At 61.5% G+C, this 26,135-nt stretch carries 25 protein-coding genes and 1 pseudogene; 13 read left to right on the top strand and 13 right to left on the bottom strand.

The window, feature by feature from the left end; all coding sequences use genetic code 11:
- Nucleotides 1-69: 69 nt before the first annotated feature.
- Nucleotides 70-504, bottom strand: coding sequence for a hypothetical protein (locus AMC88_RS22780; RefSeq protein WP_064826017.1), 435 nt, complete (start codon nucleotides 502-504; stop codon nucleotides 70-72).
- 597 nt (nucleotides 505-1,101) lie between these two features.
- On the opposite strand from AMC88_RS22780, the gene fdhA reads away from it, so the two are divergent.
- Entirely contained in the window at nucleotides 1,102-2,292 is a 1,191-nt protein-coding gene (fdhA, locus tag AMC88_RS22775; RefSeq protein WP_064826101.1) for a formaldehyde dehydrogenase, glutathione-independent, read from the top strand.
- Between the two features lie 107 nt (nucleotides 2,293-2,399).
- On the opposite strand, the gene AMC88_RS22770 is transcribed toward fdhA, so the two are convergent.
- Nucleotides 2,400-3,206, bottom strand: coding sequence for a transporter substrate-binding domain-containing protein (locus AMC88_RS22770; protein ID WP_064826016.1), 807 nt, complete (start codon nucleotides 3,204-3,206; stop codon nucleotides 2,400-2,402).
- 124 nt (nucleotides 3,207-3,330) lie between these two features.
- On the opposite strand from AMC88_RS22770, the gene AMC88_RS22765 reads away from it, so the two are divergent.
- From AMC88_RS22765 to AMC88_RS22755, 3 genes are all read left to right on the top strand, one after another.
- Nucleotides 3,331-5,703, top strand: a complete 2,373-nt coding sequence (locus tag AMC88_RS22765) for a putative bifunctional diguanylate cyclase/phosphodiesterase (RefSeq protein ID WP_064826015.1) — start codon at nucleotides 3,331-3,333, stop codon at nucleotides 5,701-5,703.
- 56 nt (nucleotides 5,704-5,759) lie between these two features.
- Complete coding sequence (locus tag AMC88_RS22760) at nucleotides 5,760-6,344, top strand: cysteine hydrolase family protein (RefSeq protein ID WP_064819652.1); 585 nt, start codon at nucleotides 5,760-5,762, stop codon at nucleotides 6,342-6,344.
- Between the two features lie 153 nt (nucleotides 6,345-6,497).
- Nucleotides 6,498-6,758: a hypothetical protein gene (locus AMC88_RS22755; protein ID WP_064830097.1), complete on the top strand. Its 261-nt coding sequence runs from the start codon at nucleotides 6,498-6,500 to the stop codon at nucleotides 6,756-6,758.
- Between the two features lie 74 nt (nucleotides 6,759-6,832).
- Here the strand turns inward: AMC88_RS22755 and AMC88_RS22750 are convergent, their stop codons facing one another.
- Nucleotides 6,833-8,095: an MgtC/SapB family protein gene (locus tag AMC88_RS22750; protein ID WP_064830096.1), complete on the bottom strand. Its 1,263-nt coding sequence runs from the start codon at nucleotides 8,093-8,095 to the stop codon at nucleotides 6,833-6,835.
- Nucleotides 8,096-8,246: 151 nt separating this feature from the next.
- The gene (locus tag AMC88_RS22745) at nucleotides 8,247-8,573 is read right to left on the bottom strand and encodes a hypothetical protein (RefSeq protein ID WP_010014965.1); all 327 of its coding nucleotides are present in this window, start codon (nucleotides 8,571-8,573) and stop codon (nucleotides 8,247-8,249) included.
- A gap of 154 nt (nucleotides 8,574-8,727) precedes the next feature.
- Between AMC88_RS22745 and AMC88_RS22740 the strand changes: the two genes are divergently transcribed.
- A complete protein-coding gene (locus AMC88_RS22740) occupies nucleotides 8,728-9,561 on the top strand; it encodes a universal stress protein (protein WP_064826014.1) in 834 nt (277 codons plus the stop codon).
- A 155-nt stretch (nucleotides 9,562-9,716) separates the two neighbouring features.
- On the opposite strand, the gene AMC88_RS22735 is transcribed toward AMC88_RS22740, so the two are convergent.
- The 4 genes from AMC88_RS22735 to AMC88_RS22720 form a co-directional block, all read right to left on the bottom strand.
- Nucleotides 9,717-10,172: a pyridoxamine 5'-phosphate oxidase family protein gene (locus AMC88_RS22735; RefSeq protein ID WP_064823342.1), complete on the bottom strand. Its 456-nt coding sequence runs from the start codon at nucleotides 10,170-10,172 to the stop codon at nucleotides 9,717-9,719.
- A gap of 194 nt (nucleotides 10,173-10,366) precedes the next feature.
- Nucleotides 10,367-12,181, bottom strand: coding sequence for a heavy metal translocating P-type ATPase (locus AMC88_RS22730; RefSeq protein ID WP_064826100.1), 1,815 nt, complete (start codon nucleotides 12,179-12,181; stop codon nucleotides 10,367-10,369).
- An 81-nt stretch (nucleotides 12,182-12,262) separates the two neighbouring features.
- Entirely contained in the window at nucleotides 12,263-12,583 is a 321-nt protein-coding gene (locus tag AMC88_RS22725) for a TraR/DksA family transcriptional regulator (protein ID WP_016737073.1), read from the bottom strand.
- Nucleotides 12,580-12,810, bottom strand: a complete 231-nt coding sequence (locus AMC88_RS22720) for a hypothetical protein (protein WP_046977254.1) — start codon at nucleotides 12,808-12,810, stop codon at nucleotides 12,580-12,582. Before AMC88_RS22720 ends, AMC88_RS22725 begins: the two co-directional genes overlap by 4 nt.
- On the opposite strand from AMC88_RS22720, the gene AMC88_RS22715 reads away from it, so the two are divergent.
- A complete protein-coding gene (locus AMC88_RS22715; protein WP_064823341.1) occupies nucleotides 12,799-13,623 on the top strand; it encodes a universal stress protein in 825 nt (274 codons plus the stop codon). The two genes, AMC88_RS22720 and AMC88_RS22715, sit on opposite strands and share 12 nt — an antisense overlap.
- 135 nt (nucleotides 13,624-13,758) lie before the next feature.
- Here the strand turns inward: AMC88_RS22715 and AMC88_RS22710 are convergent, their stop codons facing one another.
- The 3 genes and pseudogenes from AMC88_RS22710 to adhP form a co-directional block, all read right to left on the bottom strand.
- Nucleotides 13,759-14,733, bottom strand: coding sequence for an ABC transporter transmembrane domain-containing protein (locus AMC88_RS22710; protein WP_064826013.1), 975 nt, complete (start codon nucleotides 14,731-14,733; stop codon nucleotides 13,759-13,761).
- Nucleotides 14,734-14,961: 228 nt separating this feature from the next.
- Nucleotides 14,962-15,114 (bottom strand): annotated as a pseudogene (locus tag AMC88_RS22705) (CBS domain-containing protein); the annotation flags it as partial.
- Nucleotides 15,115-15,360: 246 nt separating this feature from the next.
- Complete coding sequence (gene adhP / locus AMC88_RS22700; RefSeq protein WP_170965672.1) at nucleotides 15,361-16,434, bottom strand: alcohol dehydrogenase AdhP; 1,074 nt, start codon at nucleotides 16,432-16,434, stop codon at nucleotides 15,361-15,363.
- Between the two features lie 197 nt (nucleotides 16,435-16,631).
- On the opposite strand from adhP, the gene AMC88_RS22695 reads away from it, so the two are divergent.
- Complete coding sequence (locus tag AMC88_RS22695; protein WP_064826010.1) at nucleotides 16,632-17,615, top strand: zinc-dependent alcohol dehydrogenase family protein; 984 nt, start codon at nucleotides 16,632-16,634, stop codon at nucleotides 17,613-17,615.
- Nucleotides 17,616-17,699: 84 nt separating this feature from the next.
- Here the strand turns inward: AMC88_RS22695 and AMC88_RS22690 are convergent, their stop codons facing one another.
- Nucleotides 17,700-18,767, bottom strand: a complete 1,068-nt coding sequence (locus AMC88_RS22690) for an ABC transporter ATP-binding protein (protein WP_064826009.1) — start codon at nucleotides 18,765-18,767, stop codon at nucleotides 17,700-17,702.
- Between the two features lie 342 nt (nucleotides 18,768-19,109).
- On the opposite strand from AMC88_RS22690, the gene AMC88_RS22685 reads away from it, so the two are divergent.
- The 6 genes from AMC88_RS22685 to rbsK all read left to right on the top strand — a co-directional run bounded on the left by AMC88_RS22685 (nucleotide 19,110) and on the right by rbsK (nucleotide 25,327).
- The gene (locus AMC88_RS22685) at nucleotides 19,110-20,750 is read left to right on the top strand and encodes an extracellular solute-binding protein (RefSeq protein ID WP_064826008.1); all 1,641 of its coding nucleotides are present in this window, start codon (nucleotides 19,110-19,112) and stop codon (nucleotides 20,748-20,750) included.
- Nucleotides 20,751-20,822: 72 nt separating this feature from the next.
- Entirely contained in the window at nucleotides 20,823-21,941 is a 1,119-nt protein-coding gene (locus AMC88_RS22680) for a carbohydrate ABC transporter permease (RefSeq protein ID WP_064826007.1), read from the top strand.
- Entirely contained in the window at nucleotides 21,941-22,852 is a 912-nt protein-coding gene (locus tag AMC88_RS22675; RefSeq protein ID WP_010016978.1) for a carbohydrate ABC transporter permease, read from the top strand. Before AMC88_RS22680 ends, AMC88_RS22675 begins: the two co-directional genes overlap by 1 nt.
- A gap of 16 nt (nucleotides 22,853-22,868) precedes the next feature.
- Nucleotides 22,869-23,897: a LacI family DNA-binding transcriptional regulator gene (locus AMC88_RS22670; RefSeq protein ID WP_029532139.1), complete on the top strand. Its 1,029-nt coding sequence runs from the start codon at nucleotides 22,869-22,871 to the stop codon at nucleotides 23,895-23,897.
- A gap of 42 nt (nucleotides 23,898-23,939) precedes the next feature.
- Nucleotides 23,940-24,401, top strand: coding sequence for an RbsD/FucU family protein (locus AMC88_RS22665; protein WP_064823335.1), 462 nt, complete (start codon nucleotides 23,940-23,942; stop codon nucleotides 24,399-24,401).
- A complete protein-coding gene (gene rbsK, locus AMC88_RS22660; protein WP_016737084.1) occupies nucleotides 24,398-25,327 on the top strand; it encodes a ribokinase in 930 nt (309 codons plus the stop codon). The genes AMC88_RS22665 and rbsK overlap by 4 nt, the downstream gene beginning before the upstream one ends.
- 56 nt (nucleotides 25,328-25,383) lie before the next feature.
- Here the strand turns inward: rbsK and AMC88_RS22655 are convergent, their stop codons facing one another.
- Nucleotides 25,384-26,109 carry a response regulator gene (locus tag AMC88_RS22655; RefSeq protein ID WP_010014366.1) on the bottom strand — a complete coding sequence of 242 codons (726 nt, stop codon included), beginning with the start codon at nucleotides 26,107-26,109 and terminating at the stop codon, nucleotides 25,384-25,386.
- Nucleotides 26,110-26,135 lie beyond the last annotated feature (26 nt).

Raw genomic sequence — 26,135 nt, 5'->3', positions numbered from 1 at the left:
GCAGGCCGGACAAGGCCGCAGACCGTCACGCCGCTGGCGCGGTCACCGTGGCGAGCTCTTTAGCCCCAATCAGCTAAAGAACGCACGAAGCTGAGCGAAAAAGCCGCTTGGTCTCGGATCTGCCATCCTTCGCACGCGGCGAGCGACTGCTGCAGCGCTGACGCTTTCGCCAAAATGACAGAAGCAGACAAGCTCGTGCAACTGTTCGTCGCTGAGTTCGAAGAACCGTTTGGCTTCTCCATAGCTGTCATTTTCCATTCCGGCCGCCCGCAGAATGGGATCAGCGAATGCAACAGAGATCGGGGTGTCGTCATCCCGCAGGGCAATCCGATCTGCGATCGGCTGATATTCTGTTTCGTGAAGCGTCTTCAGAAACGGTTTGGGGCTGCGTTCGAGACTTTCGGCCCACCGTTCAATGCGTTCGCGCCGTGTCAGTTCAAGGCGCTTAAGGCTCGTGCTGATCTTGGCAACTGTTTTCAGCTGCTCCAGTGCGTACTGTTCCATTCCGGCCTCCTATCTTCGGAAAAATAGACGGTCCGCTCCCGAGAAATAGCGTGGCTCAGGTCGCAGCCGATGTCCAATCACGATTGAGGACAGCATCTGCCGCTGACCGACCGCAGATGACGACTTTGTCGATTGTCGTCTTGAGGGGCACCCGTGTCGTTTTTCCGGGCTCTGTTTTTCGTCAGGCATGTTTTCCTGTCATGGTTACGGCGCAGCCTCGCGAGCTAGCGACATGAAGCAAGGCAGGCCGCCGGCGCGCTGCCCCACGGTGGTAGAAGAACTGAAATCCTCTGGGATCACCCGGATAGCTATCCGGAAAAGATATCCTGACGGATCGAAAGGAGGTTCTGTAGCCCTAAATCAACTCTTTCGCAGCAGATCTACGGATTGCGGCGGGCGATGACGAGCGGCACGACAGGCCAGCCCTATCGTATTCACTCTCTCCTCGATCCAGTCTGTCCCCGCTTATCTGCGAAATTCGAATATCGCCCGATGCGGCGTGTGAATACCGGACTGCAGAGGAGGCAGGCCGGAGGAAAGTATTGCCATCGTCCGCATCGGTTGCAGATCGAGGCATTCAACAAATGGGAGGAATCCATGAGCAAGAATAGAGGCGTCGTTTACCTGAGGCCGGGCAAGGTCGAAGTTCGCGACATCGACGACCCGAAGCTGGAAGCGCCCGACGGCCGCCGCATCGAACACGGCGTCATCCTGAAAGTGATCTCGACCAACATCTGCGGCTCCGACCAGCACATGGTCCGCGGCCGCACGACGGCGATGCCGGGCCTGGTCCTCGGTCACGAAATCACCGGCGAGATCATCGAGAAGGGCGTCGACGTCGAGATGCTCGACATCGGCGATATCGTCTCGGTGCCGTTCAATGTCGCCTGCGGCCGTTGCCGCTGCTGCAAATCCCAGGACACCGGCGTCTGCCTGACGGTCAATCCGGCCCGCGCCGGTGGTGCTTACGGCTATGTCGACATGGGTGGCTGGATCGGCGGACAGGCACGCTATGTCACCATTCCCTACGCCGATTTCAACCTGCTGAAGATCCCGGATCGGGACAAGGCGATGGCGAAGATCCGCGATCTCACCATGCTCTCAGACATTCTGCCGACCGGGTTCCATGGCGCGGTGCGCGCGGGCGTCGGCGTCGGCTCGACCGTCTACATTGCCGGCGCCGGCCCTGTCGGCCTTGCGGCTGCGGCTTCGGCTCGCATCCTCGGCGCGGCAGTCGTCATGATCGGTGATTTCAACAAGGACCGCCTGGCGCATGCGGCCAAGGTCGGTTTCGAACCGATCGACCTTTCCAAGAGCGACCGTCTCGGCGACATGATCGCTGAGGTCGTCGGCAGCAACGAGGTGGACAGCGCCATCGACGCCGTCGGCTTCGAGGCCCGCGGCCATTCGGGCGGCGAACAGCCGGCGATCGTGCTCAACCAGATGATGGAGATCACCCGCGCCGCCGGTTCGATCGGCATTCCCGGCCTCTACGTCACCGAGGATCCGGGCGCCGTCGACAATGCCGCCAAACACGGCAATCTTTCGCTTCGCTTCGGCCTCGGCTGGGCCAAGGCGCAGTCCTTCCACACCGGCCAGACGCCGGTGCTCAAATATAATCGCCAGCTGATGCAAGCGATCCTCCACGACCGCTTACCGATCGCCGATATCGTCAACGCCAAGGTCATCCCGCTCGACGAAGCCGCCCAGGGATATGAGAGCTTCGACCATGGCGCGGCGACGAAGTTCGTTCTCGACCCGCATGGAGAGGTCGCGAAAGCCGCCTGACGATAAAGAGTCGCGCTAAGTGCACAGCGGCGCGCTTTAGCTCAAAACGGAGATGGCCGGGAAAAACCGGCCATCTCGCATCAGTCACACGAAAATTCTGTTGCCTGCTACTGGATGCTGAACGGGAAATATTTGGCATTGATCATGTCATAAGTCCCGTCTTCCTTGATCGCCTTCAACGCCTCGTTCAGGCGTGCAAGACGCTCCTTGTCGTCCAGACGCACAGCAATCCCGGCACCTTCGCCAAAATAAGTGACGTCGACCAGATCCGGCCCCTTGAACGCGCAGCAGGTTCCCGCCTTCGTATTGGCGATCCAGTCGTAAATGGCGAGCTTATCCTCCAGGATAATGTCGACGTGCCCGTCCGACAGGCCTTTGTACAATTCCGGCGACGACCGGAATACCGTCTTCTTCATGTCGGGATAGAAATGGTTGGCGTAAGATTCCTGCGCCGTCGACGACGTCACCCCGAGTTTTTTACCGCTGAGGGCGGCGGGGCTGACGTCAGTGATCGGCGAATCCTTGCGAGCGATGAACACTGACGGACTGTTGTAGTATTTCTCGGTGAATGCGACCTTCTGGCGGCGCTCCAAGCTCATCGACATCGATGAGATGATCGCGTCGTATTTTCCGGCAACGAGATCGGGGATCATGTCGTCCCACTTCTCGATGATGAATTGGCATTCGAACTTGCCGGTCTCGCAGAGGGCATTGGCAATATCGATGTCGAAACCCTGAAGTTTGTTGTTCGCGTCGAGATAGTTGAAGGGCGGAAACGCACCTTCGACGGCGACTCTCATCGGCATTCGCTCTTGCGCGGCCACCGGCAGCGGCGAGACCACAGCCAAAACGACACCCACCCCGCTCACCATCAGCGCTGCGCGCAATAAAGTCTGAATGGATATTCGCAACATCGCCGGAACCCCCTGGGCGTGATCGATCTCGCCCTATAGTGCGCCGCAGCCTTTAATTCTACGTGAACGCTTATTTGTTAGCGTTGACGAATGCGCCCGTGTCGTGGTGTCCAGGGGTCCAGGCTTGCACATCGTTGTTCCTTCCAGCTCCAACACGTTTCAGAAGTCCTGGATCGCCTCGGGAAGAATTCTCTTTCTGATCGCCATCAGCGGGCTCGGAGCGATTGGACTGGTCGTGCTTTCCGCACTCTGGGCGGGAACCGAAAGCGACGCTGCAGCGCTTGATCGCCAGCGTCAGCTGGTGAATGCGCGCCTGCGGGAGCAGGTCGATCAGGTCGCTCATGTCATCGGTCAGTTCGGCAACGGCTATCTTGCCCGCGTTTATCCCGCGTCCCGGTCGGCAGGTGTTTCCTCCAGCCTCGATACGGTTCTGACCGGGGCGGCCGGCAGCGCAATCAGCGAAACCGCAATGTCCGCCTTCGGATACGATCAGGCCTTTGTCGTCGACGAGAAGGCTCAGCTGAGCATGCTGACCGATGCGAAAACGGAAAAGCGCTATCGCTGGATGAAACCTCTCTTTTTGCCGCTCCTTAAAGACAGCCGTCTTACGGCAAGCCAAAGCCCGACTTTCACCGACCGAATGCCATCCTCGTTGGAAAGCCGCCGGGCGAGCGCGGTTCGCCCCAACCATGCGCTGGCCAATCTGATGCGGCTGGAGGGGCGGCCGACGATCGTCGGCATCGTCGCCATCAACGAAGCGCCCGAGGGACAGCCGCAGCCGACGCGGCAATTCCTGATCGTCGTGCGGTTTCTCGATGGTGCGGCCCTCGACGAATTGAGCCGGCAGCAGGGTCTCAACGGGGCGCGCTTTGCCCGCACCGCCGATGCCGACGAAAATGAGGTCGCGTTCCAAATCGACGCGACGGCAAATGGTGAACCGATCGGCTTCATCGTATGGCGACCCGATCTTCCAGGTTCACGGGTGATCGGCCGATTGATGCCGGCGCTTTCGATTGCGGCCCTGGTGATCGCCGTGCTGTTTTCGGTGCTGCTCGTGCGGCTGCGGAGCAGTCTCGGCGAGTTGAAGCGAAGCGAGCTGCATGCAAGGCAGCTGGCCTTGCATGACGTGCTGACTGACCTTCCCAACCGCGCTTTGTTCGCCATGCGGTTCGAGGAGTGCCTGGCCGAAACGCGGCATTCGACCGAGCGCTCGGCCGTCGCACTTCTCGACCTTGACCGCTTCAAAGCGGTGAACGACACGTTCGGCCATGCCGCCGGTGATGAGCTGATCAGGATGGCCGCGGAGCGGATCCGGTCCGTCCTTCGCCCAGGCGACACGCTCGCCCGGCTCGGGGGCGACGAATTTGCCCTGCTTCTGCGCGACATCAGGAATGACGATAAAGTCCTGCTGTCGATATGCGACGCGATCGTCGCCGAACTTGGCAGACCCTTCCCGCTCTTGAGGGGCGAAGCGGTCGCCCGGGTCGGCGGCTCGATCGGCCTCACCATCGTGCCTGATGCCGGGCGAACTGCCGATGACCTCATGCGTTATGCCGACGTCGCGCTTTACGAGGCAAAAATGGGCGGAAGAGGCCAGTGGCGCGTCTATTCCCCTTCCATGGACGGCGGCAGAAATGCGCGCGACATTCTCAAGAACGAATTGCGCGAAGTTCTGGCCAAAGGCACGGCCTCGTCCGCTGAAAGTGCCCAAACCGGCCCGGGCAGCACCAGGCCGGATTTCGGATCGCTGGAGGTCTATTACCAGACCGTGCATCGGGCCGAGGGCGGATACGCGGCCTCAGGCGCGGAGGCTCTCGTGCGCTGGCGTCACAGTCAGCGCGGACTGCTGACCCCTGCGAGCTTCATCCCCGCCGCCGAGGAGGGCGGCCTCATCGACGCCCTCGGTTTCTGGGTCCTGCGGGAATCCTGCAAGGCCGCCTGCAATTGGCCTGAAGACACCTTCGTGGCGGTCAACGTGTCGCCGGCCCAGCTCAGAAGACCGAATTTCGCCGAGGAAGTCATCGCCGTGCTTGAAGAGACCGGCCTGCCGCCATCCCGCCTTGAGCTCGAGCTCACCGAGTCCTCGCTGATTGAGGATAATTCGGATATCTATACGGTGCTGAAATCGCTGCGCAGCCGGGGCATTCAAATCTCCCTCGATGATTTCGGCACCGGCTTTTCATGCCTCAGCCACCTGGTGCGTTTCGACATCGACCGCATCAAGATCGATCGTTCCTTCGTCTCGCAGCTTGGCGCAAAAGCCAACGGCGCGGCCATCATCGGCGCGATCGTCACCCTCAGCCGCAACCTCGGCATCTCGACAACGGCGGAAGGTGTCGAAACCGAATATCAGCGCGACTTTCTGACCGCCCTCGGCTGCACCGATCTCCAAGGCTATTTCTTCTCCAAACCGGTTCCGCTTCGCGAACTCGACTGCTTCGCCAAATCGGAGGGCGGCGCCGAACCACGAACAATCGCCTCAGGAGCCATTGCCTAAAGCGGGAACTTTCGTTCCGGGCAGCGGTTGACGCCGGAAGACGAAGGGAGGATGTGATGGCCGGGATCGGCGAGTGGCGGCATCTTTGCGTCGACATGCAGCGCATGTTTGCCGAAGACACTCCATGGCACGTGCCCTGGATGGTTCGGATCTCTCCGCAGATCGAGGAACTTGCCGGCCGGCATCCGTCCCGGACGATCTTTACCCGCTTCGTCCCGCCCCAGCATCCGGACGCGATGCCGGGAAAATGGCGCGACTATTACCAGAAATGGTGGATGATGACGGGCGAGTATCTGCCGCCCGAGCTCGTCAATCTGGCTTCCTCGCTGGCCTCGCTTGTTCCGCCGGCACGATGCTTCGACAAACGCACCTATTCGCCCTGGATCGACGGCCGCCTCCATACGCTTCTTCAGTCGGAGCGGGTCGACACTCTTGTCATCACCGGCGGGGAGACGGATGTCTGCGTGCTTGCCACGACCCTCGGCGCCATCGATCTCGCCTATCGGGTCATCCTGCTGAAGGATGCTGTCTGCAGCAGCGCCGACGACACTTATGACGCGTCGCTGGAACTGCTGCACGATCGATTTTCCGTCCAGCTGGAACTCATGGAGACCGACGCATTCCTGAGCGACCTCGGCTGAGGAAGCCTTGCGCCGGCATCCGGTGGGCGAACTCATTTGATATGCGTCAAGGCAGGCGGCTCCGCATGGGGACAGAATGTCCGACAGCCTGCGCCACGAGCCCGGCGGCTTCCCGCGGCAGGTTTACGAGTTCAACCGATCCGGAGAAAAGCAATGTCCTTGAAGCTGATCAGTGGAATGATGAAGTCGTCCGGCGAGGAAGCGCTGCTGGTCATGGATGCGGGCGGCACGAACCAGATGGTCGTTATCGACAGGCAAGCCCTTCTTGAGGTTGGCGCGCCGCCACGTTGCGACGAAAGCCGGCTTCAGGAGAATATCGACCTCTTCAGCCGAATTGCCTGCGCAAAATACGATCGCGGGGATGTCGAGCGCGATGGGTGCATTCGCATTCACGCAGCCGACCTTGGCGCGTGAGGGCAGGCTGGCGCGATCTGCTCCCGTCTGATGGGCGAACACACACGGCGCGTCCGACCGGGCGCAGACAAGGTCTAAACCAGCAGCAAGCCGGCAGCGCCGGCGAGCGTTGCAATGCCGCTCGCGACCGCCAGCCGAACCCCATAGACCAAGCTTCCGGCGCTCGCCGCAAGACCGGTCTTCGCAAGAAGATTGGCGAAGGCGGCGACCGCGATCGCATGGGCGGCCGCATCCGCAGGCACGCTCGACGACGGCAGCTTCGCAATGGACAGGGTTATCGCGTCAAGGTCGCCGAGACCGGTGATGAAGGCAACGGCGAATAGAGACTGTGTTCCAAAATATGCCACCGTCGCCCGCGTCACGATGGTGACGACCGCAAGCAGCAGAGCAAAACGCAACACGACCATCACCTCCAACGGATTTTTCGGTGAAAAGTCGGGGCCGTCGTCGGAGCGCGGCGAGAAGCCGGCGAGGCCGCCGCCGATGGCGAGCACTGCGGCAGCCGGTCCGAGCAATGCCGCAAGCTCCATCAACACGCCAGGTGCGATGACGCCGCAGATCAATAGCACACGGCTCAGGGATACGGCCCCCGCCAGCATCGCTCCGGCCGCAAGCAGCGGCGAGAGGGCGGGCGTCTGCTTCGATTGACGGGCAAAGGAAAGCGTCAGTGCCGTCGAGGAGACGATACCGCCGCAGGCACCCGTCAGCAGCAGGCCGGCTCTGGCGTCGGTGAGCCTGATCATCACATAGCCCGCAAATGAAACCGCTGCCACGAATATGGTCAGCATCCACAGCTCGAAGGGATTGATCATTTGCCAAGGATCGACGGCCTCATTGGGAAGAATTGGAAGAATGACGACGGTCATCGTCAGCAGGATCAGAGCGGCTCTCAGCTCGAGCCAGGTCAGCTTGCGCAGAAATCCATGCAGCGGCTCCCGCGCCGCCAGAAGTGCCGTCATGGCGACCGCGCTCGCCGCGGTCGTCGTCATGTCCGCGACGACGGCGCCGAAGCCGAGCGCAAAAACCGTTATCGCGGCGATGGCGCCGGTCGCGCTGTAGTCCCGCTCGCGCACCGCCTGCACGCCGCTGAAGCCAAGGATCGTGATGCAGAAAAAGACGAAGATGGCCGTCGGCAGGATCGGCCCGGTGATGGGCTGCAGGAACCCGCAAAAGCCGCCGAGGAAGCTGGAGAGGCCATAGGTGCGGATACCGGCCACTCTCTTGCCCGGTGCGGCCTCCCGCCCGCGCCATCCGCGCTCGATTCCGACGAGAATGCCGATCGCCAGCGCGAGGCTGAGACGTTGGAATGCGTCGGTCATCATGATTGATGTCAACATGCGCGGATCCAGAAACGGCCAGTCGTCTGGCCTCTGGGGAGACTTCGATTGGATATGTCGTGATAGCAGTCTATTTCAATCTATCCTTACTGGAACCCGCCTACAGGGAGGCTCTTGATCGCAAGGCGAGAAAGACATGAAGCAGTGGCTCCTAATGGCCTTGCTGCGGATCTTGGCTGCCGGTTCGCCCTTTGTCTTCTGCCTCTTCCACAGCTGCGCTCAACAGCTGAAGCGCGAACTCCTTTGCGGCCTTTTCGTCGTCCACGCATAGCTTCAGCGGGGCGCACTTTTCCTTCAGATTGCGAAGGAGCTTGCGGCGAAGCCTGAAAATCAGATGCGGATCCGTTTTGGCGAGAAGCTCCTGCAGGCAGGTGACGGCGACTACTTCGAACATCAGCAGCCTGCCTTCGACTTCACCCTGCGAAGGAATGGGGAAGCGCTCACCGCCCCGTTTCAAATCTCGCTCCGTCGAAAGCATCTGCCGCCTCCAAACTGATACCGGGCCTGCCCGGAAAGTCCTGCTAGGGAAGAACAGCCTACACAGTTAAATCGGCATCGCTTTGACGAAGGTCAAGGAACGCTCTGCCGTGGCTGCTACGCTTTCTCCTATCCAACCAGAGAGGTATATCGACATGACCATCAGGACGGTACTGAATATCCTCAGCGTCAATCAGTTCGAGGAAGACCTGAAAACCGCAGTCGATTTTTGCGGCGCTCATGGCGCACATCTCAATGCGATGGTGATTTCGCTGGGAGCGCCTCCGATGATCGGCGAGTATAACGCCATCTCTACCGTCTGGATCGAGGAACGCCAGCGCGAAATCGACGCGCTCTCCGAGAAGACGGACGAGATCAAGACTATTCTTGACCGAAGCGGAATCTCCTCCGAAGTCCAGGACGTCTATACGGAGTTTGCATGGGCTGACGAGGACATTGCCGAGCGGGCGCTTTACGCCGATGTCGTCCTTGTCGGACGGCAGGCGGCCCGGGACGACCAGCTGCGCAAAAGGATCATCGACGGCGCACTCTTCCGGACGCCAACCCCAATCCTCATCAACCGCGGAACACGGCCGATGAATTCGTCGTCCAGGTCGGTTTTGCTGGCCTGGGATTCGAGCGACGAGGCGTCGCGCGCAGCCCGGCAGTCGCTTGATCTGCTCAAACAGGCAGACATTGTTTATGTCACTCTGGTGGATCCGGTCGCCAGGATGCGCGCGAATGGCGAGGAGCCGGGCGCCGATATCGCCACCTATCTTGCCCGTCACGGCGTCAGGGTTCAGGTGGACCGCCTTGCCAGTGGCGGACAGCGCGCAGATGAGGTTCTTCGGCAGCACGCTATCGATACATCAGCCGATCTGATCGTCATGGGCGCCTACAATCACCCGCGCTGGCAGCAGACGATATTCGGCGGCGTGACGCGCAGGATGATCGAAGAGACCAAGGTCCCGATTTTCATGGCCCATTGAACGGGCGGACCGCGAGCCAACCTCGGACGAGAGCCTGGGTTCAGAGCCAGGCCGCACCCGCAAAAACTGACGCCACGACGATTACAGCGCTGCAGGAGCCGCCCCGCAGCGCTGTAATCTTTGAACCGCCCCCCGTGCGTTCCGAAAAGCGCGCGCTAGTCGACGGCGAAAGCGGTGCGGCCCGACAATGACCGCACAAGGATTCCAAAGAAAATGTGCGGAGATTTGCCGAGGACTGGAACTTCTTGGGGCTTAAGCGAGCCGACTTCCCACCAGTCCGAGTGTTTCTGCAACATTTCCCAGGCGTGCAGGCGTTCGCTGCGCCAAACTTCGGTATCTGGAAACTCCTCGAACCTTCCTTCAGCGATGACGCTCCTCCAGCCCGAGCCCGCCCGCTGATCGACCTGCAGACAAACCTTGTCGTTTTCGCGCATCCATTCCAGTTTGCGGCCGGGCATCGAAAAACAGTATGCGACGCCGCTGTCATAGGCGAAATAGATGGGCACGACATATGGCTGGCCGTCCTTGCAGCAGGCCAGGTGCCCAAAGCGCGTCTCTTCCAGGATGGCGTAGCATTCGGCCAAGGTGAATTCCCGTAAACCCAATGACATGAGGTGCTCCTTTCACCTGATCGCCAACGTATTGTAGGTTGACGCCCGCCTCGTGCATTGATGAAGCGCAATTTCCGAGACCAAGACAAGGAAGCAAAGAGTCTTTGACAGATGCCGGCCTGCCGCAGCGAGCACCTCGCCAAGCCTTGCTGCGGTGAGGTCGCCGGACAACAGCCGCCATGCCTTGTCAGCAATCAGTGAAGGGCTCGCAACGCGTTCACGATGACTGCAACATCAATCACTTCCTGCAGCATCGCGCCGGCGACCGGAGGCAGATATCCCAATCCCGCGGCGATCATTGCAAGGAGAGACAGGCCCATTCCGGCAAGGACGCTTTGCAGTGCGATATTGCGCGCGCGGCGGGCGGTTGTGATCGCATCGACGATGCCTCGAAGGCTATCCCTGACAAGGACAATGTCGGCAGCCTGAGCGGCCGCCGCCAGATTTTGCGAGCCTATGGCCATTCCGACGTCGGCCGCCGCCAGGGCCGGCGCATCGTTCACCCCGTCACCGACCATCAGCACCGGTCCGCCAGTGCGTTCTTCCTTGATGACGGCCACTTTGTCGGCGGGCGACAGGCGGCTTTTGACGGCGTCGAGGCTGAGGGTGGAGGCGACCGCCGCCGCAATCGACCGTTCGTCGCCGGAGGCAAGCACCAGCCGCTTGATGCCCAGTGTCCGAAGGCCGTCAATCGTTGCGCGGGCATCGCTGCGCAAGCGATCCTCCATCGTTATGACACCCGCAACCTTGCCGTTGATCATCACCGACGCCCTGAGGGCCGTCGAACCGTTTGAGCCGCCGGGCGCCACGCCTTCCTGCCTTTCAACATAGTTTTCGCTGCCGACGCTGATCCTCTGTCCGTCGACCAGGCCGGTAATGCCGGCGCCCGGACGTTCGACCACCTCCGACGGCCTGCTGAGCCTCAAGTGCCGACGGCGCGCCTCCTTGAGAAGCGCCACTGCCGCAACATGCGCAGACGCCTGATCCAGCGAGGCCGCCAGACGAAGCACCTCGTCCGGATCTTCCGGCCCATCTATCTGTGTGACGACGGGCTCGCCCAGCGTCAGAGTTCCGGTTTTGTCGAATACGACCACCGACGCTGTTGCCAAGGCTTCCAATGGACCCGATCCCTTGACGAGAATACCCTGGCGTGCAGCCTTGGACGTCCCTGCGGCCAAGGCGACCGGCACGGCCAGGATCAACGGGCAAGGCGTCGCCACGACCAAGACCGCGACGACGCGATGCAAATCGCCCGAGACAATCGCAGACGCCGCGGCAATTGCGAGCGCCAGCGACAGAAAGGCAAGAGCATATCGATCCGCCAGCCGGACAAGCTTCGCTTTCGACCGCTTCGCGGCCTCCACCAGGTTCACAATCCCGGCATAGGCGCTGTCCTTCGCAGACCGCAGGACGCGGATTTCTACTGCATCGCCCAGATTGACCGTCCCGCTCATCACCTCGCTGCCTCGCACTAGCCGAGCCGGCAGCGCCTCGCCCGTGAGAAGCGCCTGGTTCAAAAGCGCATTCTTACTCTGCAGGATACCATCCGCGGTTACGACATCGCCGCATCTGACGAGAATAATGTCGTCAGGCGCAATGGCCTCGACAGATACTTCCTCGATGTCTTCGCCCCTTAACCTGTGTGCCGTGCGCGGAATTTTCGCCAGGAGATCGGACATGCCCTCGTCGGCTCGATGGTGCGCGTAAGCCTCCAGGAACTGGCCGCCGGCGTACATCACGGCAACGATCGCACCGGCAAGATTCTCGCCGAACCACAGCGCCGAAGCCATCGCAACCGCGGCGAGAAAGTCCAGCCCGAACTCTCCGGCACGAAGTCCTGCAACGACGTCCACGGCAAGAGACAGCAATGTGACGAGGATACATCCGGCAAGCACATAGGAGGATGCCGCCGGCAGGCTGGCAAAACGGAACGCGATCGAGGCGACGATGCCAAACGTCGACAGCAAAATGAGAACAACCGGACGAAGTTGGCGCAATGGGTATGACATGATCTTTGGCCTCGCACCCCTTGAACCGGAGAGATCCAGATTGCTCGCGGTCATGTCAGTCCCCGCCGTCCCGGTCGGCTGCTAGCCCGCCAGGCGAGCACAGGTCACGCAATAGGGGGTGTAGGGAATGGCTTTCAACCGGCCCGGGTCGATCGGGTCGAGGCATCTGACGCAGCGGCCAAAGCTTCCGTGATTCAGGCGCTCGAGAGCCGCGTCGATCGAGATGATTTGCTCACGTGCTTCCTTCCGCATTTCCATCAGCACCTGATCGTTTTCGAGCTGGGTCACACGATCTTCGCTATCCGGGTCCAGAGCGGCACCAAGATCGGCATCGATCGCCGACACCCGGCGCTGCAGATCTGCTCTCAAGGTCTTCAGTCTGTTTTCCATCTCTTCGCTCATCGATGTTCTCCCTGCTGCAGGACCGGCGGCATATGTCTCAACCGGCCGGCGGCCGTCCACAAATCAATGATCATCACCGTAGAGCCGCTGAGCAGCGCTGCATTGATCGGCATCAACGGATGTGAGGCGCCCGGCTTGAGGCATGTCAATGCGCAATTCCGAGCAGCTGTCAGGGTCGCGGCATCAGCTATCGCACTCTCCTCCGGAGGATTGTCATGAAACAGCATATCTTTGTTCCGCTCCTCACCTATCCGGATGCGACTTCGGACGTTATGATCGCCAATGCCATCGCACTTGCTCGCCACATGCAGGCGACACTCACGGTCTGTGCGGTCGAGATCACCGTTCCGGATGTCTCCAACGCGCTGTCCTCGTTGATCATCGATGCGGCGCAGATGGCGCGGGAGGCCGGAGCGCTGAGCCGCAAACGCGCTTCCGTGCTGACGCAGAAGGCGGTGGACGAGGCAAGGGCGGCTTCCGTCGATCTGCGGACGCGCAAGATCAAGGTTGAAGAACCTTTCGTCGTCGAAGCGCTGGCAGAAGCCTCGCGCGCCTACGATCTCGTGCTTCTCGAACTGGCGGGACTCTCCCGTCCGATCGTCGAGGCGGTGCTGTTCGGATCCGGGCGACCGCTCATCCTTTATCCACCCGCACCTTTCGGCGGCCGGATCGATCATGTCGCCATTGCCTGGGACGGCAGCCGCGCGGCGGCGCGGGCGGCCCATGACGCCTCGATCTTCCTGGAACGCGCGTCCAAGGTCTACCTGCTCACCGTCATCGACGAGAAGCCGGTGACATACGAAACGGGAGATTATCTCGTGGAGAACCTGCTGAAGAGCGGCGTGGTGGCCGAGGCGGTGCAGGTGCGCGCTCATGGCGAGCCAGTTGGCGAGGTGCTGCAGAACAAGGCTTTCGAACTGCGGGCCGACCTTCTCGTCATGGGCGGCTTCGGTCATTCGCGCCTGCGAGAATTCGTGCTCGGCGGCGCCACCCGGGCGGTGCTGACCAGCATCACCCTGCCTATCCTGCTGTCGCATTAGGAGCGTGCGGGGCCCTGTTCAAGGACGGCTTCGCAGCAACCATCTTTGGGGTCGCACGTCGATGCCGAGGGATCCGCACGCCTGATCACCGACGGCATGACCGGCCCCTCGCGACGGCCTACCGCTGAAATCGGTTCAAGCCTCGATGGCGTCAATGTCTGACGTGTCCGGGGCGAATGCCCCATCCTCTGCTCTCTGGGCAGTGCTTGCATCGCGGATCATGGCGTATTTGACCTGCGTAACCCTCAGATCGCGATACCAGTCGATCAGTTCCCCCCAGGGATCTCTGATCTTAGATAGGCCGGAGATAAAGGCGACGACGGTTCCGATCTCGGTCTTGCCGGTGACGACATAATAGCCGCCGAGAGCGAAGATGCCGGCATAGCCGAGCTGCGTCATCAGATTCATCATGAAATTCATCGTGAACTTGATCCTGTAGACGCTCATGTTCAGCGAGAAGAGCCTCTCCACCCGGGACGTCTGGGCATCAAGCGCATCATCGGTAACGACATGCTGGACCATGCTTTGGCTCACACGTCGCATCACGGTGATCTTTGTCTCCACCCGGCGGTTGATCGCCGATTGCATCAGCGGCACGAAGCCGATCTGCGGCAGGAAGACGACGGCGACGGCAAGCGCCATCAGTGGCTGCAGGAAGATCAAATAGCCGCCGACGGCGACCAGAATCCCAGCCTGCAACAGCGGCTCCGAGATGCTGGTGCCGACGAAACCGCCGACCGGCTCCGCCTCAGCGATGATGATCGAGAGCTGAACGCCTTCGGCAAGCGCGTCGAGGGGCGCTTCTTCCGATCGCTGCGAAGCGGCGAGCGCCGACTTGCGCAGCCAGCGGACCGCGATTTCCCCGACCCAGCCGCGATAGACGTTCAACATCAGCTTGGTCAGCCCCTCCAGCAGGACAAGCCCGAGATAGGCAAGGACGAGGATCAGGATTGCCTGATAGGAGCCGCGCTCGGTGGCTGCATTGATGATGCGCCTCTGGATTTCGAGCGGTGCCGTGCCGGCGAGGAAAAGAATGATGGACAGGGCTGCAATCGCCATCTGGTGATAGCGGCTGATGAGAAGCACGAAACCGAGCAGACTTTTCGGCATTTTAGCGTCTCGCTCCCATATGTGAGGTTTAGGCAGGCCGCAGCCCGCGCCGTGACAGCGTGCCTCGCGTGTCAGAACGGCCGGCGCCATCGCGAATGGCGGGTCCCGGCTTCCGCTTTTGCGGCGCCCCCTCCCGGCTGACCAAATTCAAGCCTGCCTGGTTTCGGCGTCCGGCGGCGGCAGCGCGATCCCGTAATAGGGATCGACCCAGACGAGCTGATCCTTGACCCCTTCGCTGACAATGCCGACAAGCGCACCGTTGGCATCGACGACCGGCAGGCCGCTGATCCTGTTGTCGAGCATCAACCTGGCCGCTTCGGCTACGGAGGCCGATGCCGTTACGGTGATCGCCGGCGACGTCATGATGGCTTGAACGAGCATGGTTCACTCCTGATGAGACAAGCGTCCGCTTCACGTTGGCGGACATGGTCTCGAGCATTTGAATGGGCCGGCGCTTTCCGGCGAACCCAATGGGAACAAGCTAACGGCGATGCAGCCCGAATTCTTTGATCGACGTCAAATTTGAGCTTCGGCGCTGACATATATCCGGACATCCCGCCGCGTCTTGCCGGCATGCGAATGTGTAGGCAGCTCTCCCCATGGCAGAGGTAGCGGCCTACGGACAGGCTATGCGGCGGATTGCTCTGCCGCTGCGGATACGCCCGCCTCCCCAGCGATATCGAGCACCATGCGCCCCTCGATCGTTCCCGCCTTGAGGCGGGCGAAAATATCGTTGATGTCGTCAAGAGGCGCCTTGGCGATCTCGGCGCGGACCCTTCCTTCGGCGGCGAAAGCCAGGGCTTCGTCGAGATCGCGGCGGGTGCCGACGATCGAGCCGCGGATGGTGATGCGCTTCAGCACGACGTCGAAAATCGGCGTCGGAAAGTTGCCCGGCGGCAGGCCGACGAGGCTGACGGTGCCCTTGCGCCGCACCATGCCGAGAGCCTGCGAGAAAGCCGATGGCGAGACGGCTGTGACGACCACGCCGTGCGCTCCGCCATTCGTTGCCTTCAGCACCTTTTCGACCGTGTCCTCGGAGCGGGCATTGAGGGCGAGATCGGCGCCGACCTGGCGGGCGAGATCGAGCTTGGCGGCGGCGACATCGAGCGCCACCACCTTGAGGCCCATCGCCTTGGCGTATTGGATCGCGACATGACCGAGGCCGCCGACGCCCGATATTGCCACCCACTCGCCGGGCCGGGCCTCCGTCTCCTTCAATCCCTTGTAGGTCGTCACGCCGGCGCAGAGGATGGGAGCGATCTCAGCGAAGTCGACACCGGCCGGCAGGCGGGCTGCGAAAGCGGCGGAGGCGATGACATATTCTGCAAAGCCGCCATTGCAGCTATAGCCGGTGTTGTGCTGATGCGCGCAGAGCGTTTCCCAGCCGGTCTCGCAGTACTCGCAGCGCAGGCAGGCATCGTGCAGCCAGGCGACGCCGACGGCATCGCCTTCTTTGAATTCAGTCACATCAGGACCGAGGGCGGCGACGATGCCGGCAGCTTCATGACCGGGAATGAACGGCGGCACAGGCATGACGGGCCAATCGCCCTCGGCGGCATGCAGATCGGTATGGCACACGCCGCAGGCGGCAACCTTCACCAGGATTTCACCTGGACCGGGCACAGGAACCGGCACGCATTCGATTGCAAGCGGCTTGCCGAATTCGCGCACCACTGCCGCCTTCATCATCTTGCTCGTCATGATCTTCATCCCTTCGCGATGGTCATCCCGGTCGGATCATGCTTGCGATGGAAGCGCCGCTCATTGAGCTATCGCAAAGAGCGGGAGGGAACATCGCGCTGATCGCGCTTGAAGCTTGACGCCGGTCAAAGCGCGCTCATCATGGTGTTTCCCCTTGTCCCCTGCGCAACGTGGCATCTCCGACGGGAGGAGGACGCGTGAAGGCAATGATCCTCGAAGCGGTCGGGTCTCCCTTGCGCCCGGTCGAGCGGCCCGATCCCTTGCCGGGAAAGGGACAGCTGATGCTGAGAATGGAGGCCTGCGCCGTCTGCCGGACCGACCTTCACGTCTGTGACGGCGATCTTGACAGCCCCAAGCTCCCGCTCGTTCCCGGCCACGAGATCGTCGGCATCGTCGAGGCGGTCGGGGAGGGGATCGCCTCGTCGCGAATTGGACAAAGGGTCGGCGTGCCGTGGCTTGGCCACACCTGCGGATCCTGTTCCTTCTGTCGGGCCGGACAGGAAAACCTGTGTGACCGGCCGCAATTCACCGGCTATACGCGCGACGGCGGTTTTGCCACCCATGTCGTCGCGGATGCCGCCTATGCCTTCGCGCTGGACGAACAGGCTGATCCCGTCGCCCTTGCCCCGTTGCTCTGCGCCGGTCTCATAGGATGGCGTTCATTGAAGAAGGCTGGCGACGGCGCCAGGATCGGGATCTACGGGTTCGGTGCGGCCGCTCATATCATTGCGCAAATCTGCCGCTGGCAGGGCCGTGAGGTCTATGCGTTCTCAAGAGCAGGCGATGATGCGGCGCGCCGTTTTGCCCTCAGCCTCGGCGCCGTCTGGGCAGGAAGCTCTGACGAAAGACCGCCGGTCATGCTCGATGCGGCCATCATCTTCGCTCCGGTCGGAGCGCTCGTGCCGGCGGCCTTGAAAGTCGTGCGCAAAGGCGGCAGGGTCGTCTGCGGAGGCATCCATATGAGCGACATTCCGGCGATGCCCTATGCCTTGATCTGGGGCGAGCGAAGCGTCGTCTCGGTCGCAAATCTTACCCGTGGCGACGCGGAGGAATTTTTTCCCGTCGCCCGTCAGGCAGGCGTCAGGACCCACACGACCGTCTACCCGCTTAGCGACGCCAACCGGGCGCTCGATGATCTGCGTGCCGGCCGGTTGAGCGGCGCGGCAGTGCTGACTCCGTAAAACGCAAACTGCCTTCGTGCGAATTGGCGATCATCGCGGCTCCTCGCCCGCCGGCGACTGTAAGTCGCCGGGACATCCATGATCTCAATCTTGCCGCAGCGTCCGACCTGACTCCGCATCGAACAGATGGAGCTTGCCCGGCCGAGGGGCTATTGTCACGACCTGACCCGGCTCGAAATCGTGACGTTCGGACAGCACCGCCACAAGCTCGCCGGAACCGTAGCGCAGGAAGACCATCGTCTCGTGGCCGGTGGGCTCGGTGACGTTGACGGTCGTTTCCAGGCCGCCAGGGCTGAGGGCCAGATGTTCGGGCCGCACGCCGAGAAGCACGGCCTGTCCATCGGATGCCTCCGGCGTAAAACCGAGCGCAATCTCGTCGCCGGTCTCGGTGACGAACACCGCACCATCGGCCTTGTAGCGGCCTTTCAGCAGATTCATCGACGGCGAGCCGATGAAGGTCGCCACAAACGTATTGCGCGGACGATCGTAGAGCTGCAGGGGCGTTCCGGTCTGTTCGACCCTGCCGCCCTGCATGACGACGATCTTGTCAGCCATGGTCATTGCTTCGACCTGGTCATGGGTGACATAGATCGTCGTGGTTCTCAGCCGTTGGTGGAGCTCCTTGATCTCCTTGCGCATCTGCACGCGCAGCTTGGCATCGAGGTTCGACAGGGGCTCGTCGAACAGGAAGACTTGCGGCGACCTGACGATGGCGCGTCCCATCGCGACGCGTTGCCGCTGGCCGCCGGAAAGCTGGCGCGGGTAGCGGTCAAGATAGGGCACGAGGTCGAGTGTTTCGGCCGCCGCCTGCAGACGTTGCTTGATGACATCGGCCGGCTGCTTCTGCAGGCGCAGCGCAAAGACCATGTTTTCGGCAACGGTCTTGTGCGGATAGAGCGCATAGCTCTGGAAGACCATCGCAATGTCGCGGTCCTTCGGGGGCAGATTGTTGACGACCTTTCCGCCGATCGAGATGGTGCCGCCGGTGATGCTTTCGAGCCCGGCGACCATGCGCAGCAAAGTCGACTTGCCGCAGCCGGATGGGCCGACCAGCACCACAAACTCGCCGTCGCGAATTTCGATATTGACGCCGTGCAGGATATTTAAGGCGCCGTAGGCCTTGCGCGCCTCCGATATATTGACCTCAGCCATATGCCTCCCAATCGCTTTCCGGCCATCCCAGGGGTGGTCCCAAGGGACATGCGTCTCTTGACAATATCCACGGCATTGGGCTCGAGGCAACCGCGTTGCGCCGCTGCCCGAGAGACCGCGAGACCTCCTCCATGAAACGTTTCATTTCTTATTGACTTTTGCCGCTTGCCGTCTAATGCTCGATGGTGAGACCGAGAGGAGCGGTTTCAAGCAAGAAATTATGAAACGTTTCATTTTCTTGCTTACCAGATAGTTCTGCACGAAACCAGTCCAAAAATCGGGCCGGAACCAGTTCGAAAAGACCGGCTGGCGGCAGCTCAACGAAGCATAGAGGAGGAAGACATGAAAGTCGAAATATACGATGCACTGATGCGCCGTCAGGCAAGCCGCCGCGACGTATTGCGCGGAACGGCAAGTGCAGCGGCGCTGCTCGGCCTGTCCGGCACGGTCGGCGGAATTCCCGGCATGGCGTTCGCTGCCGATGACCTGCGCGCCCAGATCCTGCAGATACCGGGCGTCGGCAAAGGCTCGCCGACGGATGCAGACTGGCAAAAAGTCGGCGAACTCTGCCTCGGACCCACCAAGGCCAATGTCAAGCAGGGCGAATTCGCCGGCGTCGAACTGACCTTCATGGGGCTCAACAACCAGAACCTCCACAACTTCCTGTTCCGCGGCTTCCTGAAGCCGTGGGAAGCCTATACCGGCGCCAAGATCAACTGGATCGACCTTGCCCAGGCGGACTATAACGCCCGCCTTCAGCAGTCGATCGCGACCGGCACGGTCGATTTCGACATTCTCGAAATGGGCGCGCCCTTCGAAGGCGATACTGCCGGGCGCGGGCTTCTGGACGAGATGCCGGACTGGGCTGCAAAGCAGATCGAAGCCGACGACCTGGTGAGCTACCTGAAGCCGCCGGTCGGAACCTGGGACGGCAAGAGCTATCGCGTGACGATCGACGGCGACTGCCACACCTTCGCCTATCGCAAGGATTACTTCGGCGAAGGTTCGATCAGCGGCATGGCAGAGGTGCCGAAGACCTGGCAGGACGTCAACGCGGCGTCCAAGGCGCTGATCGGCAAGACCGATCCGCTGACCGGCCAGCCGGCCTACGGCTATCTCGACCCGCTCAAGGGCTGGGGTGGTTTCGGCTTCTATTTCATCGAGAACCGCGCGACGGCCTATGCCAAATATCCCGGCGATCCGGCCTGGCTGTTCGACCCTGACAACATGAAGCCGCTGGTCAATAATCCCGCATGGGTCCAGGCGATCCAGGACGTGCTGGATCTGATCGCCGCCAAGGCCTATCCGGCTGATCAGATCAATGCGGATCCCGGCACGACCGCCTTTTCGCAGTTCCTCGCCGGCACTGGTGCCATGCTGATGTGGTGGGGCGACGTCGGCTCCGGCGCGCGCACCTCGGACACCTCGGTCGTGGGCGATGTGGTCGGTTTCGGCATCAACCGCGGCTCCAACCGCGTCTACAACCGCAAGACCGGTCAATGGGAAGACAAGTATAACGAAGCGCCCAACATGGCCTATATCGGCTGGGGCATCTACGTCACCAAGCGGGTCTCCAGTGACGAGAAGAAGCGCAAGGCGGCCTGGTCGGCCGCCGCCCATCTTGGGGGTAAGGATCTGTCGCTGTGGACCTCGGCCTATCCGTCCGGCTTCCAGCCCTATCGTCAGTCCAACTTCAACTATGACGAATGGGAAAAGGCAGGTTACGACCGCGCCTATATCGAGGACTATCTGGGTTCGAATGCCGACAGCTACAACCACCCGAACGCTGCGATCGAACCGCGCATCCCCGGTATCTTCCAATATTACTCCGTCGCCGAAGACGAATTGGCGAAGGGTTTTGCCGGACAGTACAAGTCGGCGCAGGAGACCGCCGATGCGATTGCAGCCGCTTGGGAAAAGATCACCGACCAGATCGGCCGCGACAGCCAGCTGAAACTCTATCGGGCGAGCCTCGGGCTCTGATCCACTGACCAAACGCGCCGGCGGATCGGAAGCGATTCCGCCGGCGCCTTTTCTATCCGGGCGAGGAATATCATGTCGACAGTCGAAGGCGACCTACTGCACACGGTCGAAGCCGGCTCCATTTCCGCGAGCCGCCGTTTCTGGGGCCGCACGGCTCTGTGGTTCAGCGCCGCATGGTTCATTGCATTCTTTGTGTTGCAGGGTGCCCATGAACTGGGCTGGACCGAATCGGGTTTCGCGAACTGGCGCCCCGTCCTCTATGCTTATTTCCTCTGGGCAGCGGTCCTTTGCGTCACGCGCGTCGTCATTTATGGAGAGGCCGGCAAGAAGGCGCTTTTCGTTCTGCCGGCCGCGCTGTTCGTCGTGTCGATGGTGGTCTTCCCGCTGGTCTTTGCCCTCTGGATCGGCTTTTCCGATTGGAACCTCGCTTCTTCCGCCGGGCGGCGCTTCAACGGACTCGACAATGTGCGCCGGATGATCGCCGACCCGTTCTATGCCAATGCCTTGCTCAACATGATCCTCTACGGCCTGGCGATCGCAGTCGAATACGCGATTGCTTTCGGCCTGGCGCTGCTCCTCAATCAGGAAATCCTTGCCCGGAAATTCTGGCGGGTCACCTTCCTCGTACCCTTGATGCTGTCGCCGGTCGCGGTGAGCTGGATGGTCGGCAAATCGATGCTGGAGACCCGTTTCGGCCCAATCGCGCGCCTGGCACGCTGGCTCGGCTGGGAAAATCCCTCCTTCTTCGGCGATCCGATGACGGCTCGGCTTTCGATCATGATCATGGATGCCTGGACCTTCATTCCCTTCATGATGATCATGCTGCTCGCCGGATTGCAGGCCCTCTCGCGGGAGGTGCTGGAGGCGGCCGAAGTCGACGGCGCCACCAAATGGCAGCGCTTCTGGCAGGTCATTTTCCCGCTGATGCTGCCGGTGTCGGTCACGGCAGTGATGATCCGCATTATATTCAAGCTCAAGCTCGCCGACATCATCATCACCGTGACATCGGGAGGCCCAGGCGGGGCGACCGATTCCGTCACCAGTTTCATCTATCGCGAATATCGCGACCGTTCGAATGTCGGCTACGGGACGCTGCTTGCGCTCGTCTACCTGGTGATCATCGTCGTCGGGATGACGGGGCTGATGAAGATTTCCGACCGTATCGTGAAGCGGATGACAGGAAGGCTCTGATGGTTCGCATCGATTTCGAAAAATACGGGCGGGGTCAGCGCATTCGCTGGTGGGCCATGCGTCTGGCCGTCTACGGACTGCTCGTCATCTGGGCCTGTGTCTGCATCTTTCCACTGTTCTGGACGGTTTCGACCTCGTTCAAAACAGCCGCCGACGTCATGCGCGGCAATCTGATCCCCTGGTTCAATTTTACCCCCAGCTGGCTCGGCTGGCGTTCGCTCGGGCTCTCTCCCGATACGATCTCGCAGATATCGACAGTGCGCGACGAATTCATGCGCCGGCTCTGGAACAGCGTAATCATCTCGATCACGGCATCCGCTCTTGCGGTCGTGCTCGGATCGCTGGCGGCCTATGGACTCAGCCGCTTTTCCTACAAATTCGGCCATATGCGCAATTCCGACATCTCCTTCTTCTTCCTGTCGCAGCTCATTATGCCGCCTGTCGTCCTCGCCCTGCCGTTCCTGGTTCTCTACAAGGAATTGGCGTTGCTCGACACCTATGCCGGAATGATCGCCGTCTATACTTTGATGGTCCTGCCGATCGTCGTCTGGATCATGCGCGACCAGTTCGCCACCATACCGGTGGAGCTCGAGGAGGCAGCCCTTGTCGATGGCCTGTCGATCTGGGGCGCGTTTGGCCGGATCATCGTGCCGCTCGTTCTGCCGGGCATGGTGGCGGCTTTCCTCCTGGCGCTGATCCTGTGCTGGAACGAATATTTCTTCGCCGCGCTGCTGACCTCCACCAATACCAACACGCTGCCGGTGATGATTGCCAGCCAGACAGGCAGCCAGGGCATCAACTGGTGGTCAATGGCAGCCCTTTCAACCGCCGGCATCCTGCCGCTGGTCGTCGTCGGCGTCGTGCTGGAAAAGCATATCATCGCCGGGATGACCGCGGGCGCCGTAAAATAGCGGCGGGATGTCGAAAATGTCGAAGATGCCGACAGTCAAGGACGTTGCCGAACATGCGGGCGTATCCGTGGGCACCGTTTCGCGCGTCTTGTCTGGCGAAGCGGCGGTCAAGCCGGTACTGCGCGAAAAAGTCAACGACGCGATTTCGGCGCTTGGTTACCGGCCGAACGTCACCGCAAGGGCCCTGCGCACCAGCAGAACCGACGTCATCGGCCTCGTCGTTCCCGACATCACCAACCCCTTCTTTGCGCAGCTTGCTGCAAGCATCGAGCGTGCAGCACTCGAATGCGGGTACAGCCTGATGCTGGCAAGCTCGCATAACGATAGTGAGGCGGAGCAGAGCCATGTTTCGGCCTTTCTCGACCGGTCGGTGCGCGGCATCATCGTCGTGGCTTCGAGCGACGATTCGGGGCTTGATCTGCCGGCTTCTGTCCCGGTCGTATCGCTCGACCGGCGCTTCGGCGCTTTTCCCCTGGTGTCGACCAACCATGCGCAGGCGGCCACGCTGATTGCCGATCATCTCTATGGGCTGGGGCACCGGCGCATAGCCTATATTGCCGGGCCGACCGACACCGAAGCAGGGCGCATGCGCAAGGAGGCCTTCGTCAGCCGCATGAACGGATTTGCCAGGACCGGCGAGGCCGTCGACCTGGAAATCGCCTACGGTAAATTCGACTACGAGTCGGGTGAAAGAATTGCCCGTGACCTGCTTTCGCGCCCACCGCAGGACCGGCCAACGGCGATCGCGGCCGCCAGCGACCAGCAAGCGATCGGCGCATTACGCGCGGCCCGCGACCTCAAGATCGACGTGCCGCGAAAACTGTCCGTCACCGGTTTCGATGACATTTCGCTCGCCAACCTCGTTGTTCCCAGGCTGACGACCATACGTCAGCCGGCCGACATGCTGGCCCGGCGCGCGGTCGGCCTTCTCTTGGCGGAACCGCCGGGTGCGGAGGACGAAATGGTCGACGGATCGCTGATCGTGCGTGGTTCGAGCGGCCCGTGCCCGCAACCCAAGGCGGAAAGCGCCGGCCATACGAATTGAAGCAGACCGGTGCTCCGGCAACGAGAAAAGGATGGAAGATCGATGCTCAAAGGAATTCGGGCCGAACTCAACGGCGACATTCTTCAAGCACTTTGCAATATGGGACACGGCGATTATCTCGTCATCTCAGACATGAATTTTCCGTCGGATTCGATTGCCCGGCAGACTCGCCTGGGGACGCTGCTGACCATGGAAAACATTCCCGCGCCGCAGGCAATCGATGCGATTCTTTCGGTCTTGCCGCTGGACACGCCGATCCAGCCGTCGGTGGGCCGCATGGAAGTGATCGGCAAGCCGGATGAAATTCCGCCGATTCAGCAGGAAGTCCAGGCGATCGTCGACCGTGCCGAGGGCAAGCCATCGCCGATGTATCCCGTCGAACGCATGGCCTTCTACGAGATCGCCAAGAAGGCCTATTGCGTGATCGCAACGGGGGAACTGCGCTTCTACGGATGTTTCCTTTTGACCAAGGGCGTCATTCCGGCGGAAGAGGCGGTCCGATGAGCGAGAAAAGCGGGATCGTTATCCTAGGCATTTTTGCTGCCGACACTGCCTATAAGGCGAAGCGCCTGCCCCATATTGCCGAGACGCTGATGGGGTCTGGTTTCACGCTCGGGCCGGGAGGCAAGGGGTCCAATCAGGCAATTGCGGCGGCAAAGGCCGGCGGCAAGGTGACCTTCATTTCACGGGTCGGCAACGACCCGTTCGGCGCGATGGCGCTTTCAGCCTATGCGGAGGCGGGCGTCAAAGCCAATGTGATGAAGATGGACGGCGTGTCCAGCGGCGCCGCCTTCATCTTCGTCGACGAGGTGAGCGGCGACAATGCCATCATTGTCGCACCGGGTGCGGCGGGCCTCATCGGCATCGAGGATGTCGATGCGAATCGGGCGGCGATCGAAAGCGCCGCCATTTTCATGACCCAGCTCGAACAGCCGCTCGAGGCCGCCCTGCATGGATTGGCGATGGCAAAAAGCGCAGGGGCCACGACGATCTTCAACCCGGCGCCGGCACGGGTGATCCCGGACAGCATCTACGGCCTGTGTGATTTCATCGTCCCCAATGAAGTCGAAGCAGCGGAATTAGTCGGCCACGCGATTGAAACCGATGAGCAGGCACGTGCTGCGGCTCGCACTTTGGTCGAGCGGGGGGCGCAAGCGGTGATCATTACGCTCGGCAAGCGCGGAGCATACTATCACGCGGCCGGGCAGAGCGAACTCGTCCCCGCATTTTCGGCGGGAAACGTCATTGACACAACCGGAGCCGGCGACGCGTTTCTCGGTGGGTTCGCGACGGCGATTGCCGAAGGACAGGCGCCGATCGAAGCCGTCCGTTTCGGCTGCGCGACCGCAGCCATTGCGGTGACACGGCACGGCACGGCCCCGGCCATGCCTTCACGCGCCGAGATCGACGCCCTGCTACGCTCCGTATGAGCCCTTGCCGGGGGGATCCGAAAGAGCCGCGACGCCACCACCCGCCGCTGAAACCATCAATCCAGTCTTGCGGCAAAGACGTAGCCGACGCCGCGCACCGCCTTGATGAATTGCGGCTTCTTCGGGTCCGTCTCGATCTTGCGTCGCAGCCGGACGATCTGGGCATCGATCGTCCGGTCGAAGGCTTCTAGGTTTCGGCCCCTGGTCAGGTCCATCAGCACGTCGCGGGTCAGGACCCGTCCGGCATGCCGCACGAAGGTCGTCAGCATATCGAACTCGCCGGTCGTCAGTTCGATCTCGGTGCCCTCGGGGTCGAGCAGCTGGCGGCGGCTGAGATTGAGCTTCCAGTCCTCGAAGCCGATGATCTCCTCGCCGCCCGGCTCGGCGTTGCGCGCGGGAGGCTGCCGGCGGCGCAGGATCGATTTCAGGCGCGCATGGACTTCCCGAAGATGGAAAGGCTTGGCGATATAATCGTCAGCGCCGACCTCAAGACCGACGATACGATCGACGACGTCGTCGCGGCCGGTCAGCATCATGATCGGCACGTCGGACTGGGCGCGGATTTCGCGGGCCAGGTCAAGGCCGTCCGTGCCGCCCGGAAGTACGAGGTCGAGCAGGACGGCGTCGAAATTCTGCTGGCGCAGGCGCACGCGCATCTCGGTGCCGTCGGCAGCGGAAGAGACCGTATAACCCTCATCCTCGAAATAGCGCGTCAACATCTGGCGAATGCGCGGATCGTCGTCGACGACGAGAAGGTGCGCGTCATGCTGAGGTGCTGCCATCGTCTATCCGCCAAGCCGTTGCTCGT

The sequence above is a fragment of the Rhizobium phaseoli genome, assembly GCF_001664385.1.
Taxonomy (GTDB): Bacteria; Pseudomonadota; Alphaproteobacteria; order Rhizobiales; family Rhizobiaceae; genus Rhizobium; species Rhizobium phaseoli.
Note: the sequence above shows the minus strand (reverse complement) of the source record. Positions and strands in the feature narration are given on the sequence as shown.

What these genes read in the sequence shown, in the direction of transcription:
- AMC88_RS22725 (WP_016737073.1), bottom strand. Translation starts at nt 12,583, where the DNA reads ATGAGCGAAGAGATGGAAAACAGACTGAAGACCTTGAGAGCAGATCTG.
- AMC88_RS22735 (WP_064823342.1), bottom strand. Translation starts at nt 10,172, where the DNA reads ATGTCATTGGGTTTACGGGAATTCACCTTGGCCGAATGCTACGCCATC.
- AMC88_RS22760 (WP_064819652.1), top strand. Translation starts at nt 5,760, where the DNA reads ATGGCCGGGATCGGCGAGTGGCGGCATCTTTGCGTCGACATGCAGCGC.
- AMC88_RS22680 (WP_064826007.1), top strand. Translation starts at nt 20,823, where the DNA reads ATGTCGACAGTCGAAGGCGACCTACTGCACACGGTCGAAGCCGGCTCC.
- AMC88_RS22685 (WP_064826008.1), top strand. Translation starts at nt 19,110, where the DNA reads ATGAAAGTCGAAATATACGATGCACTGATGCGCCGTCAGGCAAGCCGC.
- AMC88_RS22755 (WP_064830097.1), top strand. Translation starts at nt 6,498, where the DNA reads ATGTCCTTGAAGCTGATCAGTGGAATGATGAAGTCGTCCGGCGAGGAA.
- AMC88_RS22675 (WP_010016978.1), top strand. Translation starts at nt 21,941, where the DNA reads ATGGTTCGCATCGATTTCGAAAAATACGGGCGGGGTCAGCGCATTCGC.
- AMC88_RS22715 (WP_064823341.1), top strand. Translation starts at nt 12,799, where the DNA reads ATGAAACAGCATATCTTTGTTCCGCTCCTCACCTATCCGGATGCGACT.
- AMC88_RS22770 (WP_064826016.1), bottom strand. Translation starts at nt 3,206, where the DNA reads ATGTTGCGAATATCCATTCAGACTTTATTGCGCGCAGCGCTGATGGTG.
- rbsK (WP_016737084.1), top strand. Translation starts at nt 24,398, where the DNA reads ATGAGCGAGAAAAGCGGGATCGTTATCCTAGGCATTTTTGCTGCCGAC.
- AMC88_RS22740 (WP_064826014.1), top strand. Translation starts at nt 8,728, where the DNA reads ATGACCATCAGGACGGTACTGAATATCCTCAGCGTCAATCAGTTCGAG.
- AMC88_RS22710 (WP_064826013.1), bottom strand. Translation starts at nt 14,733, where the DNA reads ATGCCGAAAAGTCTGCTCGGTTTCGTGCTTCTCATCAGCCGCTATCAC.
- AMC88_RS22720 (WP_046977254.1), bottom strand. Translation starts at nt 12,810, where the DNA reads ATGCTGTTTCATGACAATCCTCCGGAGGAGAGTGCGATAGCTGATGCC.
- AMC88_RS22670 (WP_029532139.1), top strand. Translation starts at nt 22,869, where the DNA reads ATGTCGAAGATGCCGACAGTCAAGGACGTTGCCGAACATGCGGGCGTA.
- fdhA (WP_064826101.1), top strand. Translation starts at nt 1,102, where the DNA reads ATGAGCAAGAATAGAGGCGTCGTTTACCTGAGGCCGGGCAAGGTCGAA.
- AMC88_RS22780 (WP_064826017.1), bottom strand. Translation starts at nt 504, where the DNA reads ATGGAACAGTACGCACTGGAGCAGCTGAAAACAGTTGCCAAGATCAGC.
- AMC88_RS22690 (WP_064826009.1), bottom strand. Translation starts at nt 18,767, where the DNA reads ATGGCTGAGGTCAATATATCGGAGGCGCGCAAGGCCTACGGCGCCTTA.
- adhP (WP_170965672.1), bottom strand. Translation starts at nt 16,434, where the DNA reads ATGACGAGCAAGATGATGAAGGCGGCAGTGGTGCGCGAATTCGGCAAG.
- AMC88_RS22750 (WP_064830096.1), bottom strand. Translation starts at nt 8,095, where the DNA reads ATGTTGACATCAATCATGATGACCGACGCATTCCAACGTCTCAGCCTC.
- AMC88_RS22655 (WP_010014366.1), bottom strand. Translation starts at nt 26,109, where the DNA reads ATGGCAGCACCTCAGCATGACGCGCACCTTCTCGTCGTCGACGACGAT.
- AMC88_RS22745 (WP_010014965.1), bottom strand. Translation starts at nt 8,573, where the DNA reads ATGCTTTCGACGGAGCGAGATTTGAAACGGGGCGGTGAGCGCTTCCCC.
- AMC88_RS22665 (WP_064823335.1), top strand. Translation starts at nt 23,940, where the DNA reads ATGCTCAAAGGAATTCGGGCCGAACTCAACGGCGACATTCTTCAAGCA.
- AMC88_RS22730 (WP_064826100.1), bottom strand. Translation starts at nt 12,181, where the DNA reads ATGTCATACCCATTGCGCCAACTTCGTCCGGTTGTTCTCATTTTGCTG.